The organism is Stenotrophomonas sp. P5_A8 (assembly GCF_056400545.1).
In genome coordinates this window covers 1-14,665 of the sequence record NZ_JBFULB010000076.1, presented here as the reverse complement: position 1 = coordinate 14,665, position 14,665 = coordinate 1, and the positions used below count along the sequence as shown (strand labels likewise).

General features: G+C 68.4%; 10 protein-coding genes. 1 reads left to right on the top strand and 9 read right to left on the bottom strand.

Going from position 1 to position 14,665, the window contains the following annotated elements; all coding sequences use genetic code 11:
• Nucleotides 1-69 precede the first annotated feature (69 nt).
• Genes trpA through trpB form a run of 3 tightly spaced genes read right to left on the bottom strand, consistent with a single transcriptional unit; the run spans nucleotide 70 to nucleotide 2,787 of the window.
• Nucleotides 70-876 (bottom strand): tryptophan synthase subunit alpha, encoded by an 807-nt coding sequence (trpA, locus tag AC1DQP_RS07855; protein WP_256774729.1) that lies wholly within the window; start codon nucleotides 874-876, stop codon nucleotides 70-72.
• A 7-nt stretch (nucleotides 877-883) separates the two neighbouring features.
• Complete coding sequence (locus AC1DQP_RS07850) at nucleotides 884-1,573, bottom strand: hypothetical protein (RefSeq protein ID WP_478051377.1); 690 nt, start codon at nucleotides 1,571-1,573, stop codon at nucleotides 884-886.
• A complete protein-coding gene (trpB, locus tag AC1DQP_RS07845; protein WP_256774626.1) occupies nucleotides 1,570-2,787 on the bottom strand; it encodes a tryptophan synthase subunit beta in 1,218 nt (405 codons plus the stop codon). The genes AC1DQP_RS07850 and trpB overlap by 4 nt, the downstream gene beginning before the upstream one ends.
• A 95-nt stretch (nucleotides 2,788-2,882) precedes the next feature.
• Here trpB and AC1DQP_RS07840 point away from each other — a divergent pair, with 95 nt between their 5' ends.
• Nucleotides 2,883-3,776 (top strand): LysR family transcriptional regulator, encoded by an 894-nt coding sequence (locus tag AC1DQP_RS07840; RefSeq protein WP_457319430.1) that lies wholly within the window; start codon nucleotides 2,883-2,885, stop codon nucleotides 3,774-3,776.
• 140 nt (nucleotides 3,777-3,916) lie between these two features.
• Here the strand turns inward: AC1DQP_RS07840 and AC1DQP_RS07835 are convergent, their stop codons facing one another.
• The 6 genes from AC1DQP_RS07835 to AC1DQP_RS07810 form a co-directional block, all read right to left on the bottom strand.
• On the bottom strand, nucleotides 3,917-5,020 hold the full coding sequence (locus AC1DQP_RS07835) for a toxic anion resistance protein (protein WP_256774624.1): 1,104 nt from the start codon (nucleotides 5,018-5,020) through the stop codon (nucleotides 3,917-3,919).
• Nucleotides 5,021-5,078: 58 nt separating this feature from the next.
• Nucleotides 5,079-5,801 carry a hypothetical protein gene (locus tag AC1DQP_RS07830; RefSeq protein ID WP_256774623.1) on the bottom strand — a complete coding sequence of 241 codons (723 nt, stop codon included), beginning with the start codon at nucleotides 5,799-5,801 and terminating at the stop codon, nucleotides 5,079-5,081.
• Nucleotides 5,798-11,152, bottom strand: a complete 5,355-nt coding sequence (locus AC1DQP_RS07825) for a DNA repair ATPase (protein ID WP_478051376.1) — start codon at nucleotides 11,150-11,152, stop codon at nucleotides 5,798-5,800. The genes AC1DQP_RS07830 and AC1DQP_RS07825 overlap by 4 nt, the downstream gene beginning before the upstream one ends.
• Before the next feature lie 124 nt (nucleotides 11,153-11,276).
• Nucleotides 11,277-13,298 carry a flotillin family protein gene (locus tag AC1DQP_RS07820; RefSeq protein ID WP_256774621.1) on the bottom strand — a complete coding sequence of 674 codons (2,022 nt, stop codon included), beginning with the start codon at nucleotides 13,296-13,298 and terminating at the stop codon, nucleotides 11,277-11,279.
• Nucleotides 13,295-13,975: a hypothetical protein gene (locus AC1DQP_RS07815; protein WP_457319131.1), complete on the bottom strand. Its 681-nt coding sequence runs from the start codon at nucleotides 13,973-13,975 to the stop codon at nucleotides 13,295-13,297. The genes AC1DQP_RS07820 and AC1DQP_RS07815 overlap by 4 nt, the downstream gene beginning before the upstream one ends.
• A 222-nt stretch (nucleotides 13,976-14,197) precedes the next feature.
• On the bottom strand, nucleotides 14,198-14,665 hold a 468-nt coding region (locus tag AC1DQP_RS07810), incomplete at its 5' end, for a phosphoribosylanthranilate isomerase (protein ID WP_478051375.1).

The following is a 14,665-nucleotide window of genomic DNA, read 5'->3' as shown; positions in this document are numbered from 1 at the left end:
GGGCGCGGCTGCCCGCCTGCCTCTGCACAGTTTCACGTATGCGGATCGGAGATCGAGGGCGCCGCTTGATCAGGCTTGGTCGAGCGCAGCACGCAGCGGCGCGAGGAAGGACTGTGCGGTCTGTGCGGCAGCACCTGCATCGGCACCTTCGGCAAGTGCGGCTACCAGGGCGCTGCCTACTACGACGCCGTCGGCTTCGACGGCCATGGCCGCGGCGCTGGCCGCATCCTTGATGCCGAAGCCGGCCACCACCGGTACCTGCGAGCGGCTGCGCAGGTCGCGCAGGCGGGCGCTGGCGGCGCTGCTGTCCAGACGGTCGGACGCACCGGTCACCCCGGCGAAGCTGACGTAGTAAAGGTAGCCCTGGGCCATTGCGGACAAGCTGTCCAGCCGCGCATCGGCGGTGGTCGGCGAGGCCAGCAGGATCAGCGCCAGGCCGGCGGCGGTGAAGATCTCACGGGTTTCAGCGGCCTCTTCCGGCGGCAGGTCGACCAGCAGCACGCCATCCACGCCGGCGGCGATCGCGGTCTGCGCGAAGCGCGCGGTGCCGTGGATCTCGACCGGATTCAGGTAGCCCATCAGCACCACCGGGGTGGTGGTGTCGTCGCGGCGGAAGGCGGCCACGGTTTCCAGCACGTAACGCAGCCCTGCCCCGCGCGCCAGCGCGCGCTCGGAGCTGCGCTGGATGGTGGGGCCATCGGCCATGGGGTCGGAAAACGGCACGCCGAGTTCGATCACGTCGGCGCCGGCGGCGGCCAGCGCATGCATCACCGGCACGGTGGCCTCCAGGCCCGGGTCGCCCGCGGTGATGAAAGGAATCAGCGCCTTGCGGCCGGAGGCGCGCAGGCGGGCGAAACAGGCATCGATACGGTCCACGGACATTTCAGGCACATCCTTCAATCAGTTCAACGGCGCCGCTGGCGCCCCAGTACAACTTCGAAATCACCCCGTCGACGATCTCCAGCCGGATCGCAAGATCCGAACCGGGGTCCTGCCAGGTGAGGTACTCGCCGGTTTCAGGATCGTAAGCGTGCGGCTGCGCGGTGCTGCCCCTGGGCAAGCGCTTGAGCGCTTCGGCACGCGACATGCCCAGGCGCAGCCCGAACGGACCAGGCTGGGTGATGGTCTCGTCCGAACCGTCGAGCAGGGCCAGGTCGAAGCGCGCCACATGCCCGTCATCGACCATCATCGACACGCCTTCGGGCAGGCTGCCGCGCTCGTAGTACTCGCAGCTGCCGAGCTGGCCGCCCTCGCTCAGGCCCGCCGAATGCCATTGCGCATCGGCATCCTCGGCGCTGAAACGCTGCCCGATCACCACGTCGCCGGCATGGTCCAGCGCTACCGAGACCACCGCGGGTGCGGCGTCGTTGTCGGTCGCTGTGGGCGCGGGCTCGGGATCGTCTTCGATCGGGCGGTTGGCGATGTCATCGTCGTTGCTGGCCGGCACCTGCGCCGGTGCAATCGCCGCCGGGGCCGACGGCGCGGCGGGCAGCAGCGGCGGATCCGGCGGGGTGCAGGCAGTCAGGCCGACCACGATCAGCAGCGCACTTCCCTGGCGCAGCAGTGGGTTCACAGCATCAAGCCCTCGCGGGCGGCGATGGTATGCACGTCCTTGTCACCGCGACCGGACAGGTTGCACAGCACCAGCTTGTCGCGGGGCAGTTCGCGCGCCAGCTTGATCGCCTGCGCCACCGCATGGCTGGATTCCAGCGCAGCCAGGATGCCTTCGCTGTGCGCCAGCTGGTGGAAGGCGGCCAGGGCTTCGTCGTCGGTGATGCCGACATACTCGGCCCGGCCGGCGTCAGCCAAAAACGCGTGCTCCGGGCCGACGCCAGGGTAATCCAGGCCGGCCGAGACCGAATGGGTCTCGGTGATCTGCCCGTCATCGTCGCAGATCACATACGTACGGTTGCCGTGCAGCACGCCGGGGCGACCGGCGGCGATGGACGCGGCGTGGCGACCAGTGTCGATGCCATCACCGGCCGCTTCAGCGCCGACGATGCGCACCTGGCGATCGTTGAGGAAGGCATGGAACAGGCCGATCGCGTTGCTGCCGCCGCCGACGCAGGCGGTGATCGCGTCGGGCAGGCGGCCGTAATCGGTGAACATCTGCGCCCGGGCTTCACGGCCGACGATGGCGTTGAAGTCACGGACCATGCGCGGGTACGGGTCCGGGCCGGCCACGGTACCGATGATGTAGAAGGTGTCGCGGACGTTGGTGACCCAGTCGCGCATCGCTTCATTGAGCGCGTCCTTGAGCGTGGCCGAGCCGGAGGTCACCGGCACCACCGTCGCGCCGAGCAGCTTCATGCGGTAGACGTTGATCTTCTGCCGCTCGATGTCGGTGGCGCCCATGTACACCACGCATTCCAGGCCCAGCCGCGCGGCCACGGTCGCGCTGGCCACGCCGTGCTGGCCGGCGCCGGTCTCGGCGATGATCCGGGTCTTGCCCATCCGCGCGGCCAGCAGGGCCTGGCCGATGGTGTTGTTGATCTTGTGCGCGCCGGTGTGGTTCAGGTCTTCGCGCTTGAGCAGGATCTGCGCGCCGCCGACCTGTTTGCTGAGGCGTTCGGCGTGGTAGATCGGGCTGGGCCGGCCCACGTAGTGGGTGAGGTCCTTGTCGTAGGCGGCGATGAAGGCCGGATCGCGGCGCGCCTGGTCGTAGGCGGCAGCCAGCTCCTGCAGCGGCCCGATCAGCGTTTCGGCGACGAAACTGCCGCCGTAGCGGCCGAAATGGCCCTGGGCGTCGGGGTAGGCGTGGAAATCAACGATGGGGGATGCGGACATGTCGCGACAGCCGGTGGAGACAGGCTGCCAATTTAACGCACCTGTCATGACAGGAATATCGATAATATCTCCGACAACCTGTCAGGAAAACTCACATGACCGACAGCCCCCTGCCGCCGCTCAACGCCCTGCGCAGCTTTGAAGCGGCCGCCCGCCTGGGCGGGGTCGGCCGCGCCGCCGAAGCCCTGCACGTCACCCATGGCGCGATCAGCCGACAACTGCGCCTGCTGGAGGATCACCTGGGCGTGGCCCTGTTCGAGCGCGACGGCCGCGGCCTGCGCCTGACCCGCGCCGGCGACATCCTGCAGGCGGCCTGTGCGGGGGCTTTCGGACAGATCCGCGAGGCGGTCACGGTGCTGCAGCGCCAGCAACGCCCCGAGGCGCTGGTGCTGGGGTGCAGCGGCAGCATCCTGGCGCGCTGGATGATTCCCCGCCTGCAGACGCTGCAGGCCGACCTGCCCCAGCTGGCGCTGCATTGGTCGGCCCAGGACGGCAGTTTCACCGATGCACAACAGGCCCTGGACGCGGTACTGCTGCTGGCCCAGCCGCCGTGGCCGCGGCGGTGGCAGGTGCGTGAGCTGGCCCCGGAACGGGTCGGGGTGGTGGTCAGCCCGCAGCACCCGGCGGCGGCACGGCTGCGTCAGCACCCGCCCTCTGCACTGCTCGGCGAGCCGTTGCTGCACACCACCTCGCGGCCGCAGGCGTGGCCGGCCTGGGCGGACGCACACGGGGTGGACCCAGCCCGGTTGCAGCTGGGCACTAGCTTTGACCACCTGTATTACCTGCTGGAGGCGGCGGTCGCCGGGCTGGGCGTGGCGATTGCGCCGGAGCCGTTGGTGGCCGACGAGCTGGCTGCCGGACGCCTGCTGGCGCCGTGGGGGTTTGGCGCCACCGGCGGGTTCTGGGTGCTGGCGACACCGGAGGGTGCACCGGATCCGCGGGTGGATGCATTGGCCGAGTGGCTGGCCGCGCAATTGGCGCGCGGCTGACGCGAGCCCGCGATTGCCGACCGTAGATCCACGCCATGCGGGGATGCCGGGCGGCGCGTGGCGCGTTTTCCTGAAGGGCCATGCTGCTGCACAGAGAGCAGCCACGCATGGCGTGGCTCTACCGCAGTGCGCGGCGGGCGTCAGCCGGCGGTCGGGGCGGCCAGGCGCTGTTGCACGTCTTCGCGGAGGCGCGCGAGTTCGACTTCGGCCTGCTGGCGCTGCTGCATGCCGTCGCGGTGGATGCTGCGCACCTCTTCGACCGTGGCGATCAGCTGCTCGTGCACGTGGCGCAGCGTGGCCACGTCGATCACCGCACGCTGGTTGGCCTTGGCGGTGTCCACTGTGGTCTGGCGCAGCAGGTCGGCGTTGCGGCGCATCAGGTCGTTGGTGGCATCGTCGATGGCATTGGACAGCGCCACCGCGCTCTTCTGCTCGCTCAGCGACAGCTGGATCGCGAACTGGCGCTTCCACGACGGGATGGTGATGTCACGGACCGTGTTGAACTTCTCGATCAGCAGGATGGCGTTGGCCTGGATCAGGCGGATCATCGGCAACGATTGATCGGCCGCGTGCTGCATCACCACCAGATCGCCGATGCGCTTGTCGAGCAGGCGGATTGCGTTGTCCAGTTCGCCCTGGCGGATGCGCACCTGCGGATCGTCCTGGCCGAGCGTGGCCTGCTGCTCGCTGCGCAGCTCGCTGATCCGACGCTTGCCGGCGGCGATGTGCAGGCCCAGCGCGTGGCGCTCCTCGCGCACGATGTCGTGCATTCGGTCGAACTCGCCCACGCGCTGCGCCATCAGGGTCTGCTGGCTGCCCACATCACCCATCAGCTGCTCGATCTGGCGATTGGTATCGCTGAACTTCTGCACCAGCTCGCCCTTGGAGGCGCGCAGCTTGTCGATCAGCCCGCCGATCACCGGCACCTTCGAGCGTTCGGCCAGGCCATCGAGCTTGAGCGAACGCGCAATGCGCACCACCTCGCCCAGCTTGTCGCCGCTGGCATCCAGGTCGCGGTTGCGCACCTGGTCGAGCAGCTGGCTGGAAAACGCGGCGGTCTTGGCGGCCGCATCGCGACCGAATACCTGCAGGTTGCCGGGACGGATATCTTCCAGGCCACGGCCGATCGCGTCGATCTTCGGCAGGTCGTCACGACCCAGGCCGAGCGCCTGCAGCGCGGCATCGTCCAGCGCATCGACGGGGGTGACAGACAGCGCCTGGGTGTCCTGCGGGTCCTGGGTCATCGGTGGATCTCCATGCTGGGCGGCGGCCGTCGGTGGCACACCGGTAAGAACAGGGGGTTCATCGGAGTCTAGCCTGCGCCGAGGCGACCTCGGCGGCGATCTGCGCCTGCAGCGCCGCGGCCTGCTGGTTGTGCCGGGTCTGATCCTGCGCCTGCCGCGCCAGGGCGGCTTGTCTCCACGCCGGCAGCAGCACATCGGCGATGCGCCGGAAGCGCGCCAGCAGCGCGTCGTCCTGCGCCTGCAGCAGCTGCCATTGCCCCCCTTCGCTGCGCTGCAGTGCCGCCAGCCGGCGCAGGTGATCCAGGCGCTGGGCGAACACGGCGTGCTGTTCGGTATCGGGCAGGCTGGGCAACTGCAGGCTGCCAGCGTCGATCCAGTGCTCCAGCGCGACGGCGGCCTGTTCGGCGGCCGCGATCGCGCTCTGGCGCTGCATGGCGCGGGCCTGCAGCGCACGTGCGCGGTCTTCGGCCTGCACCAGCAGCACGCCCAGCTGCGGTTGCAGCGCATCGGCATCGCGCTGGCGCTCAACGTCGCGACCCAGCAGCCGTCCCCACCAGCCGGCCCGGCGACGCAGCTGCGCCGGATCGGCCGATTGCAGCGCCAGCGCGATCCGCGCCAGCACCTCGATCAATCCAGCGGCGCTGCCGTCCTCGCTACCGCTGCCCTGCCCCTGCGCATGCCGTGCGATGGCATCGAGCAGCGGCTGCGCATACGCCGCCAATGCCGCCACCGTCCGGGTGTCGCCATCGAGCTGCGCGGGCGCGGGCAAGGGCACGGTCATGCGTGGGCGTCATCCACCGAGGTGTCGTCGCGCGGCGGCACCGCCGATTCGCCGTAGAAGTGGCGCATCAAGGCTTCATCCAGCGCGCGCTCTTCCGGCGTGCTGGCCCGGCGCGGTCGCAGCCGCTGGCGCGGTGCCGGCTCGGCGTCCATCTGCTGGCGCACCCAGCCGGCCAACAGGGCCAGCGTCTCGCCGGTGCGCACCTGCTGTTGGTGCGATTGCCCAAGCAGCTGCAGCAGCGGTGCCAACCCGGCCTGCAGGCCATCGGCGAGCGGTTCGGCCAGCGGCGGCGCGGGGGTGGGTGACGCGGCAGCGACCGGTTCTGCGCGCGCGACTGACAGCCGTTCCAGCGCCGACAGCAAGGCTGGCCAGGGCGCCGGTTCCACCTCGGCCTGCGGCGCCGGCGGCGGCAACTGCAGCGCGCTGGCGATGTCGGCCAGCTGCGCCACCATGCGTCCCCCGACATCGCTGTCGCCGGCGCCCATGGCCTTGTTGCGCAGGAAATCGCGCTTGATCTGCTGCCAGCGCGCCAGTTCCTCCCCCTGCAGCAGGCCGCGCAGTTCAGCCAGCTTGAGCAGGTTCTCCTCGGCGCCGGTGGTGAGCAGCTGGGCTTCGCCGAGGTAATGGTCGGAGACCAGCTGCTGGAGCTCGGCCTCGTTCATCACCGGGGAGATCTTTTCCGACAGCTTGTTCATGTTGCGGTAGCTGCCCTGCAGCCGGAACGGCGGTTCCGTGCGGTAGCGGTCGTCCTGCGCGGCGCTGGCGATGTACCGCTGGTTGACCCGGTAGACCACGTCGCGCACGCGCAGCATGCGCTGCAACGTGGCCACGATCTCATTGACCTCCGCGCCACTGTAGGCATGGCTCAGCGCGTTGGTGGATAGCTCCTTGCCCATCGCACGTTCGACCAGCAGGTACAGGTCGGCCATGTCGCGAGTGGCCAGCGGCGCCAGCACCGGATTGGAGGTCAGGCTGTTTTCGATGTAGCTCAGGGTGAAGGCATCTTCCATGCCGCCGAGCACATCGCCAAGGTTGTAGATATCGGCGCGGTTGGCGAGCATGTCTGGAATCTTGAACACCTCGCCGGACTCGGTATACGGGTTGCCGGCCATGACCACGCAGAACTTCTTGCCGCGCATGTCGTAGGTCCGGGTACGCCCGCGCCACACGCCCTCGATGCGGCGGGTGCCGTCGCACAGTGAAATGAACTTCTGCAGGAACTCCGGGTGGGTGTGCTGGATGTCATCGACATACAGCATGGTGTTGTTGCCCATCTCCAGCGCCAGGTTGAGCTTTTCCAGTTCCTGCCGCGAGGTGGCGTCCGGCGCCTGCGCCGGGTCCAGCGAGCGTACCTCGTGGCCGAGCGCCGGCCCGTTGATCTTCATGAAGACCAGGCCAAGCCGGTGCGCCACGTATTCCATCAGCGTGGTTTTGCCGTAGCCCGGCGGGGAGATCATCATCAGCAGCCCCATCAGGTCGCTGCGCTTGTTCTCCCCGACCGTGCCCATCTGCTTGGCCAGGTTGTCGCCGATCACGCCCAGGTAGACATCGTTGATGAGCTTGTTGCGCACGAACGAAGACAACGGCCGTGCCTTGAACTCGGACAGGCGCAGGGTATCTCGTTCGCGCGCGACGATGCGCTGGCGTACCGCCTGGTAGGCGTGGAACGCCGGGACGAACACGTCGTTGTGGTGCTGCAGGCGGGCCAGGAAGTCATCCAGCGACAGGTTCATGCGCCCCTGCACGATGCGCGGATGCTCGCCCAGCAGCCCGTCAACGCTGACCAGCAGGGCCGTCTCGCTGGCGCGGGTGCGCAGTGCCCGCTGGACCAGCAGCAGTGCTGCCGCTTCGTCGGCGTAGCCGGCATGGTCGGTGAAGGCCGCAGTGCGGCACAGCGCGCGCAGCMACTGCCCGGCCAAGGCCCAGCGCGTGGTCAGCCCATCCTGCTCGCGCTGCAGCGCGCGCTCCACGCTTTCGCGTTGGCCCGCGGCCTGCAGCTGCTGCCCGAGCGCGTCCAGCAACGCCAGCGCGTAACGGCTGCTGGCAAAGACCGGCTCGCCGGCAGACAGTTCATCGCCCAGGTACGCCGCCGCGGCGAGGTGCTCGGCAGCGTTGAACGGCAAGCTCTGCTCATCATTGAACGCGGCCAACGCGTGGGCCATCTCCGCACGCAAGGCGAGCTGGCCTTCATCGGACCCGAACAGGCGTGCGATCGCGTCTGCGCCGGCCTGCCGTGCCGGCCACTGCGCCACGTCCTCGCGACGCTGCTGCGCCGCCCAGAACAGCATCGCCAGTGCGCGCACGCGTGGGGCATGCCGCAAGGTCCCCGCCGCCTGCTGCAGGGGCAGCAGCGCGCGCAGGATGGTGGCGGCATCGTGGTCGTGGATACCGCGTTCGTAGCCTTCCCGATAACGCGGTGCGGCGAAATCACGCACGCTGCGGTCCAGCGCGTCCGGCTCGGCCGCGCTGTGCTGCAGCGTGGCCAGGTCCAGCCCCTCGCGCCCCTCCATCGCCGCGCGCAACACGCTGCCGGCCAGGTACTCGCCGCGGTACAGCGTGGCCGATTCCGAATCCAGGCTGAGCTGCCAGTACGGCTTGAGTTCGGCCAGTTCCGGGTCGTGCAGGGTCTCCAGGAAATCGGTGCCGGTCAGGTGGATGGCCAGTTCGTCGCCGCGCGGCAGGATGGTCAGGTCCAGGGCCTGGGTGTTGACGCTGAAACGATGGCGCGGGCCCAGCCGCACCACGTTGCCACCGGCTTCGAACAGATCGCTGCGGTCGCGCAGCGCGCGCACGGCCTGGTCGCGCACACCCTTCAGGCGCGACTCGATGTCGTCGGCCTTGACGCTGTCGCGCAGGCTGCGCAGGCGCTCGGCCAGTTCACGCAGCTTGAGGATCAGCGGATCGCCGGCAAAGAACGCGTTGAGCTCGTCGGTGGTGGCGAAGCGCTCGGTGCGTTTGGCCAGCCCGTCGAGGATGCGGTTGGCCGCGTCCAGCACCGAGCGCGCCTTGCGCTGGCGTTCGTCCTGCAACGCCTGCTTGTGCGCTTCGAAGGCCTCGATCAGTTCTTCGCGTTTGGCCAGGATGTCGCCGAGGAACTGCTCATGCTCACCGAACTGGCTTTCCAGCTCCTCCAGCTGGACCAGCAGGCGCGACATCTGCTCGTCGGCACGCTCCGGATCGGTGGCCATCGCCAGGGCACTGGTGATGGCCTGGGAGAACAGCGCGAACTGCGCGGCGAACTGCGCCACCGCTTCGGCCGAGCCGAGGCTGCGGCGGCGTTGCTCGGCACGTGCACGGGTCTGGTTGAGGCGTGCGTAGATTGCCGAGATCGCCTCGACCACGCGGGTGCGTGCGGTGGCGTCATCGACCTTCAGGCCGGCCATCAGCTCGGACAGCATGTCCAGGTCGGCCGACATCGCGCGCAGCCCGGCCAGCTGCTCATCCAGTACGCGCGCGCTCTCAGCCTCTTGCGCGGCCGCGTCCAGCACCTGCAGGCGTTCGCCCAGCGGCGCCAGCGCGGCGTCGCCGGCGAGGAACTCCCCGGTGGCCGCCCCGATGCTGTCCTGGGCCTGCTGCAGGCCGGCGGTCATCGCATCGATCAGGTCGGTGTCGATGTAGCGGTAATCGCGGATGGTAAGCAGGTGGCCGCGTTGGGCCGAGATCGCGTTGAGCGCCTCGACGAAGGCCTGCACCTGCGTCCAGTTCTCCGGCTGCAGGCGCGCGAGCAGGGCCTTCTGCGCACTCTGCGCCTGGGCCATGGCCTGCGCGGACTGCGCACGGATCGACTGCACCTTTTCGTACTCGTCCAGCACCGACTCGCCGGTGCTGCTGACGTCGCGCAGCAGGCTGGCGGCGCCGCTGCACTGTTCATCGTCCAGCCAATGGTGGGCATCGAACAGGCGGCGGGTGTCCTGCACCAGGCGCTGGTAGCGCTGCACCGAGGCGTCCCCGCCCTCGATGGTCCGGGCCAGGTCGAAGAGATTGGAGATGCCGCGCACCAGTTCGGCATTGCCGATGCGGCCCATGAAGGTATTGCCGGGCGGCCGGCTGGCGGCGAACTCATCGCTGCTGAAGGGCGTCTGCCAGACCTGCATGGCGTGGATGCGGGTGGGCTCGCTGCCCTCGGCGTGGAACAGCACCATGCGCCCATCGTGCATGAACGCGTAGCCGTGACCGAACACCGGGTTCTGCAGCACGCGCTGGATGGTGTTGTAGACGAACAACGCCGAGCGGCCGCCTTCGCGCTCGTAGAAGATGTACAGCACGTCCTCGCCGTTGGGCGAGCGGATGGCACGCTTGAACTGCATGCCGTCCATCGCCGCGTCGAAGGCCTTGTGCTCGCCGTTCTGCAGGTAATAGCCGCCGGGGAAGATGATGCCGTGGTCTTCAGGCAGCTGCACGCAGGCCTGCACGATGGCATCGTTGCGGGTGATGTTGCCGGTGAGGGTGTTGTAGATCAGGCCGCGCCATACGGTCTCGCGGTACGGCAATACCTTGAGCAGGATCAGTGACCCGACCCGGGCGAATTCGAACTGGGCATCGTCCAGCGACTGGGTGCTGTCCTCGACCGGTTCGCTGTAGACGCCCTGCCCGCTTTCGGTGTTGTTCTCGACCTTGATCGTCAGGTCGCCACCGGTGGTTTCCACGAAGAGGGTGTCGAGGATGTTCAGATGCGCGTGGCGACCGGTGACGGCCATGTCGCGGGTGGCGCGGCTCCACTCGAAATCGAACGGTGGCGGCAGCGCGATATCGCGCTCGCCACGGGCATCGAGGTAGGTCAATTCGCCATCGCGGGCCAGCGCCCAGCGGAATACGCGTACGTCGCTGCTGCGTTCGCCGATCTGGAAGGCAGCGAGCAGCTTGTCGCCGATCACGATCAGCTGCAGCAGGCGCGCGTGCTTGTAGTAGGCGTAGAGCTCGCCGAAATCGTGCACGAAGCCGGGCTGGGCCAGGAAACTGCCCTTGGCCTCCACCGGTACGACGTCGTAGCCGTCGTTGGCCTGCACCAGCCGGTACAGCCCGAACACGTCCTCGACCCGGGTCTGGGTCTTGAGGCCGATGAAGACGTTGTAGCCGAACAGCAGCAGGTCCGGGCCGACCTGGACGATGTCGCGGCCGACGCAGTTGTTCTCGCTGCGGATGCGGAAGCGCCCGGTGACCTCCAGCCGGCTGTCGCCGAACTCGGCCAGGCGCTGCCGGTTCAGGGCATCGGCGACCGTGCGCAGGCGGCTACCCTGCTCGTCCAGGCGGCGGCGCAGCACTTCATAGGCGCCGCCTTGGGCGACGGCCTGGTCGACGCTGGCGGTGGCGTCCGGCACGGACGGCTCGGGACGGTTGGCGGTATCGGACATCGGCTTCCTTCCGGCTCACGGACAACCGGCCGGGCGAGCCGGCCGGGGATGGCGTGGCGGCGGCATCAACGCCACCGCCGGGGGCGGAGCGCGCCTTCTCGGGCGGCGCTCCGATACCGCTGACTCAGCGGGTTTCGACCACGTCTGCGGTCACGACCGTGGGCGTCGCGTCGACCACCTCTTCAGGGATCTGCCGCGGCGCTTGTTCGCGCGGGGTCACGCCGAGGTAGCGCTGCATCAGGTCCTGCACGATCGGGCTCTTGCCGGCCAGGCCTTCGATGGACTTGCCCAGCGAGACGGCCTTGATCAGGTTCTCGAACATGCCGCCGTCGCCGCCGACCAGGTCGATGTCGGCATTGCGCAGCGCGCTGGCGATGACGCCGGCGTTTTCGCGCGAGACTTCCTTGCCGGCTTCGATGGACGCCAGGGCCTGGGTGAGGCTGTTGTCGAGCATCATGCGGAACTCTTCATGACCGCGCGCGGTGTCGCTGAGCGAGGCGATCGCCTCGAACTTGCGGACCAGGCCCTCGGCCTCGGCGAGCAGCTTCTTCTGCACCACGCCGGCTTCGGCGCCACCGAGCGACTCGGTCGCGCTGGCACGGGCGCGGCCCATCTGCTCTTCACCCTGGGCCTGGGCCTGCAGGTTCTCGGCGAGCACGCGGGCCTCGTTGGTGCCCTGCTTGAGGTTGGCATCGGCCTTGGCTTCGATCACGCGGGCCTCGGCGATGCCGACCTTTTCGATGGCCAGTGCCGACGCTTCGCGCACCTGTGCCTCGGCCAGTCCGGGGGCGGCCTGTTCGGCGCGGGTACCATCGGCCAGCAGGCGCTTGGCTTCGGCCTGCTTGCCGGCCGCCTCGTGCTCGGCCTGGGCCAGCGTGGTGATTTCCACCGCGCGGTGCTTGGCCGCGGTCTCGCCGGCCTGCGCTTCCTTGACCTGGCGCACCAGCAGTTCCTGGGCCTTGCCTTCGGCTTCAAGGATCAGCACCTGCTTCTGGCGGTCGGCCTCGGAAACTTCACGCACTTCCTTGATGCGCTCTTCTTCCTGCGCCACGGTCTTGTCGATGGCGATGCGCTCGCGGGTGATGTTGGCCACGTCCATCTTGCCGGACTCGACCACCTTGTCGCGCTCCACGCCCTGCAGCTGCACTTCGCGCTGGGTGGTGACCTGCTCCAGCTGACGCGCGCGCTCGACCCGCTCGGATTCGATGGCCACCGCGCGCTGGCGGTTCTGCTCGGCCACTTCGACTTCACGCATGCGGTTCTGCTCGCGGATTTCGATCACTTCCTGCGCTTCGATGCGGGCCTGTTCGGACAGCTGGCGCTGTTCTTCCTGGACCTTGGCGGTCTCGGCTTCCTCGCGGGCGCGGATGGTATCGATCTCGCGCTTCTGCCGTGCTTCGGCCTCGGCCTGCTGGCGCTCCAGCGCCAGCAGCGCTTCGCGCGCCTCGACGTTCTTCTTGGTGATGGCCAGCTTTTCGTTCTGTTCGAGCTCGTTGGTCACCACGTTGTGGGTGGCGGTGAGTTCGGTGATCTTGCGGATGCCCTGGGCGTCGAGGATGTTGTTCTGGTCCAGCAGCAGCTTCGGGGTCTGCTCCAGGTAATCGATGGCCACGTCTTCCAGCGCGTAGCCGTTGAGGTCGTTGCCGATCACCGCGATGATCTCGTCGCGGAATTCCTGGCGCTTCTCGAACAGTTCGGTGAACTCGAATTTCTTGCCGACCGTCTTCAGCGCTTCGGAGAACTTGGCGTTGAACAGCTCATCGACCGCGTGCTTGTCCGAGGCGCGATCGGCGCCGATGGCCTTGGCCACGCGCAGCACGTCGGCCTGGGTTTCGTTGACGCGCAGGTAGAAGGCCACGGCGATGTCGGCGCGCATGTTGTCGCGGCAGATCAGGCCTTCCTTGCCACGGCGGTCGATCTGCAGGGTGATCAGGCTGATCCGCATCAGCTCGGCGCGGTACAACACCGGGATGATCAGCGCACCGGTGAAGTGCACCTTCGGCTGGGAACTCATGTCGTTGACGATCAGGGCCACGCCCTGGTCCACCTTGCGATAGAACGCCTTGAACAGCCCGGCGAGGCCAAGCAGGAGGACCAGCAGGATGCCGACCCCGATCACGAACGGGGCCAAGGTCGCAAAACTCATCGGTGGATCTCCTTATCGCCCGGGATCAGGCTGTCTTGGATGGAAAGCGCGGGGTGGTCGTTTTCACGCACCACCAGGTAATGGTTGTGTTCGGCCACGTAGTCCAGCAGCACCACGCGCTCGCCGCGCACCAGGGTGGCGCCCTCACGCGAACGCACCTGCAGGATGAGGCCGGCGCCGCCGTCATCGACGTTGGCGTAGCCGCTGCCGGCAGTGACCTGCGGCGAGGCAACCACGCCGACACGACCCAGCAGCGAGGCCTGCGCGACCGGGCGCAGGCGCAGCAGCAGGCGTCGGATCGGGCGCAGCACGATCACGCTGAGCGGCACGGCGGGAATCAGCGCAAGTACGGCGGTAACGCTGCCCGCCAGCCACCGCAACGGCGTCGGCAATGACTGCAGCAGGAACAGATGCACGAAATAGGTGGCGGTCCACCCGAAGAAGGCCAGCAGCGCGATCACCAGCATCACCGGCGCGCCGCCCAGGCCGAGCCGCGAAAACATGCCGGAGATACCGTGCAGGCCGTCATCGCCCAGGTGCAGGTCCATGCCGTCGTGGGCGATGGCGTCATCGACCATGCCGCACGCGGCCAGCAGCCAGTACAGCACGGCGAACGCCAGCACGATGCTGTAAGGCAGCGTGGGGAACGTCAACGCGACAGTGAGGAACTCGTTCATTCCATGTCTTCCTTGCGATGGCGGCCGACCTTTCCCCCGGCTGCCTCCTGTGGGCGCGCGCTCCGGCGTGCCCGTCTACGCGCCGTCCCAGCCGCGCCATGTCCTGTCGATGCTACGTGAAATTTGGCGGTGCGCCCATAGCAACGCCGCTACGCGTTGCGCAGCAGGGAAAAAGGGTGTCGGCAAAGGCCCCCGGGCCGACGACAGGTCGGCCGGTACGGCTCAATCAGCTTCGTGGCAGTCCGCGCGGCGGACTTCCTCGACGAACTTGCGCATCTTGTAGCCGTCCTTGATGCCCGGCTCGGACTCGATGCCGCTGGATACGTCCACGCCCCACGGCAGGGTCGCCACGATCGCGTCGAACACGTTGTCCGGGGTGATCCCGCCGGCGAGCAGGAACGGCCGGTGCAGGCCGGTGGGCAGGCGGGTCCAGTCGAAGGCCACGCCCGTACCGCCGCCGCCGCCGGGGGCGTGGCTGTCGAACAGGAAGCCGGCCGCGCTCGGGTAACGCAGTTGCAGCTGGCGCGCGTTGACCTCATCGCGGCCGCCCATCGCCACGGCCTTCAGGTAGGGCATGTTGAARCTGCGGCAGAACGACTCGTCTTCCTCGCCATGGAACTGCAGCAGGGTCGGACGCACGGTACGCAGCACTTCGCGCACCTCTTCCTTGCTGTTGTCGCGGAACAAAGC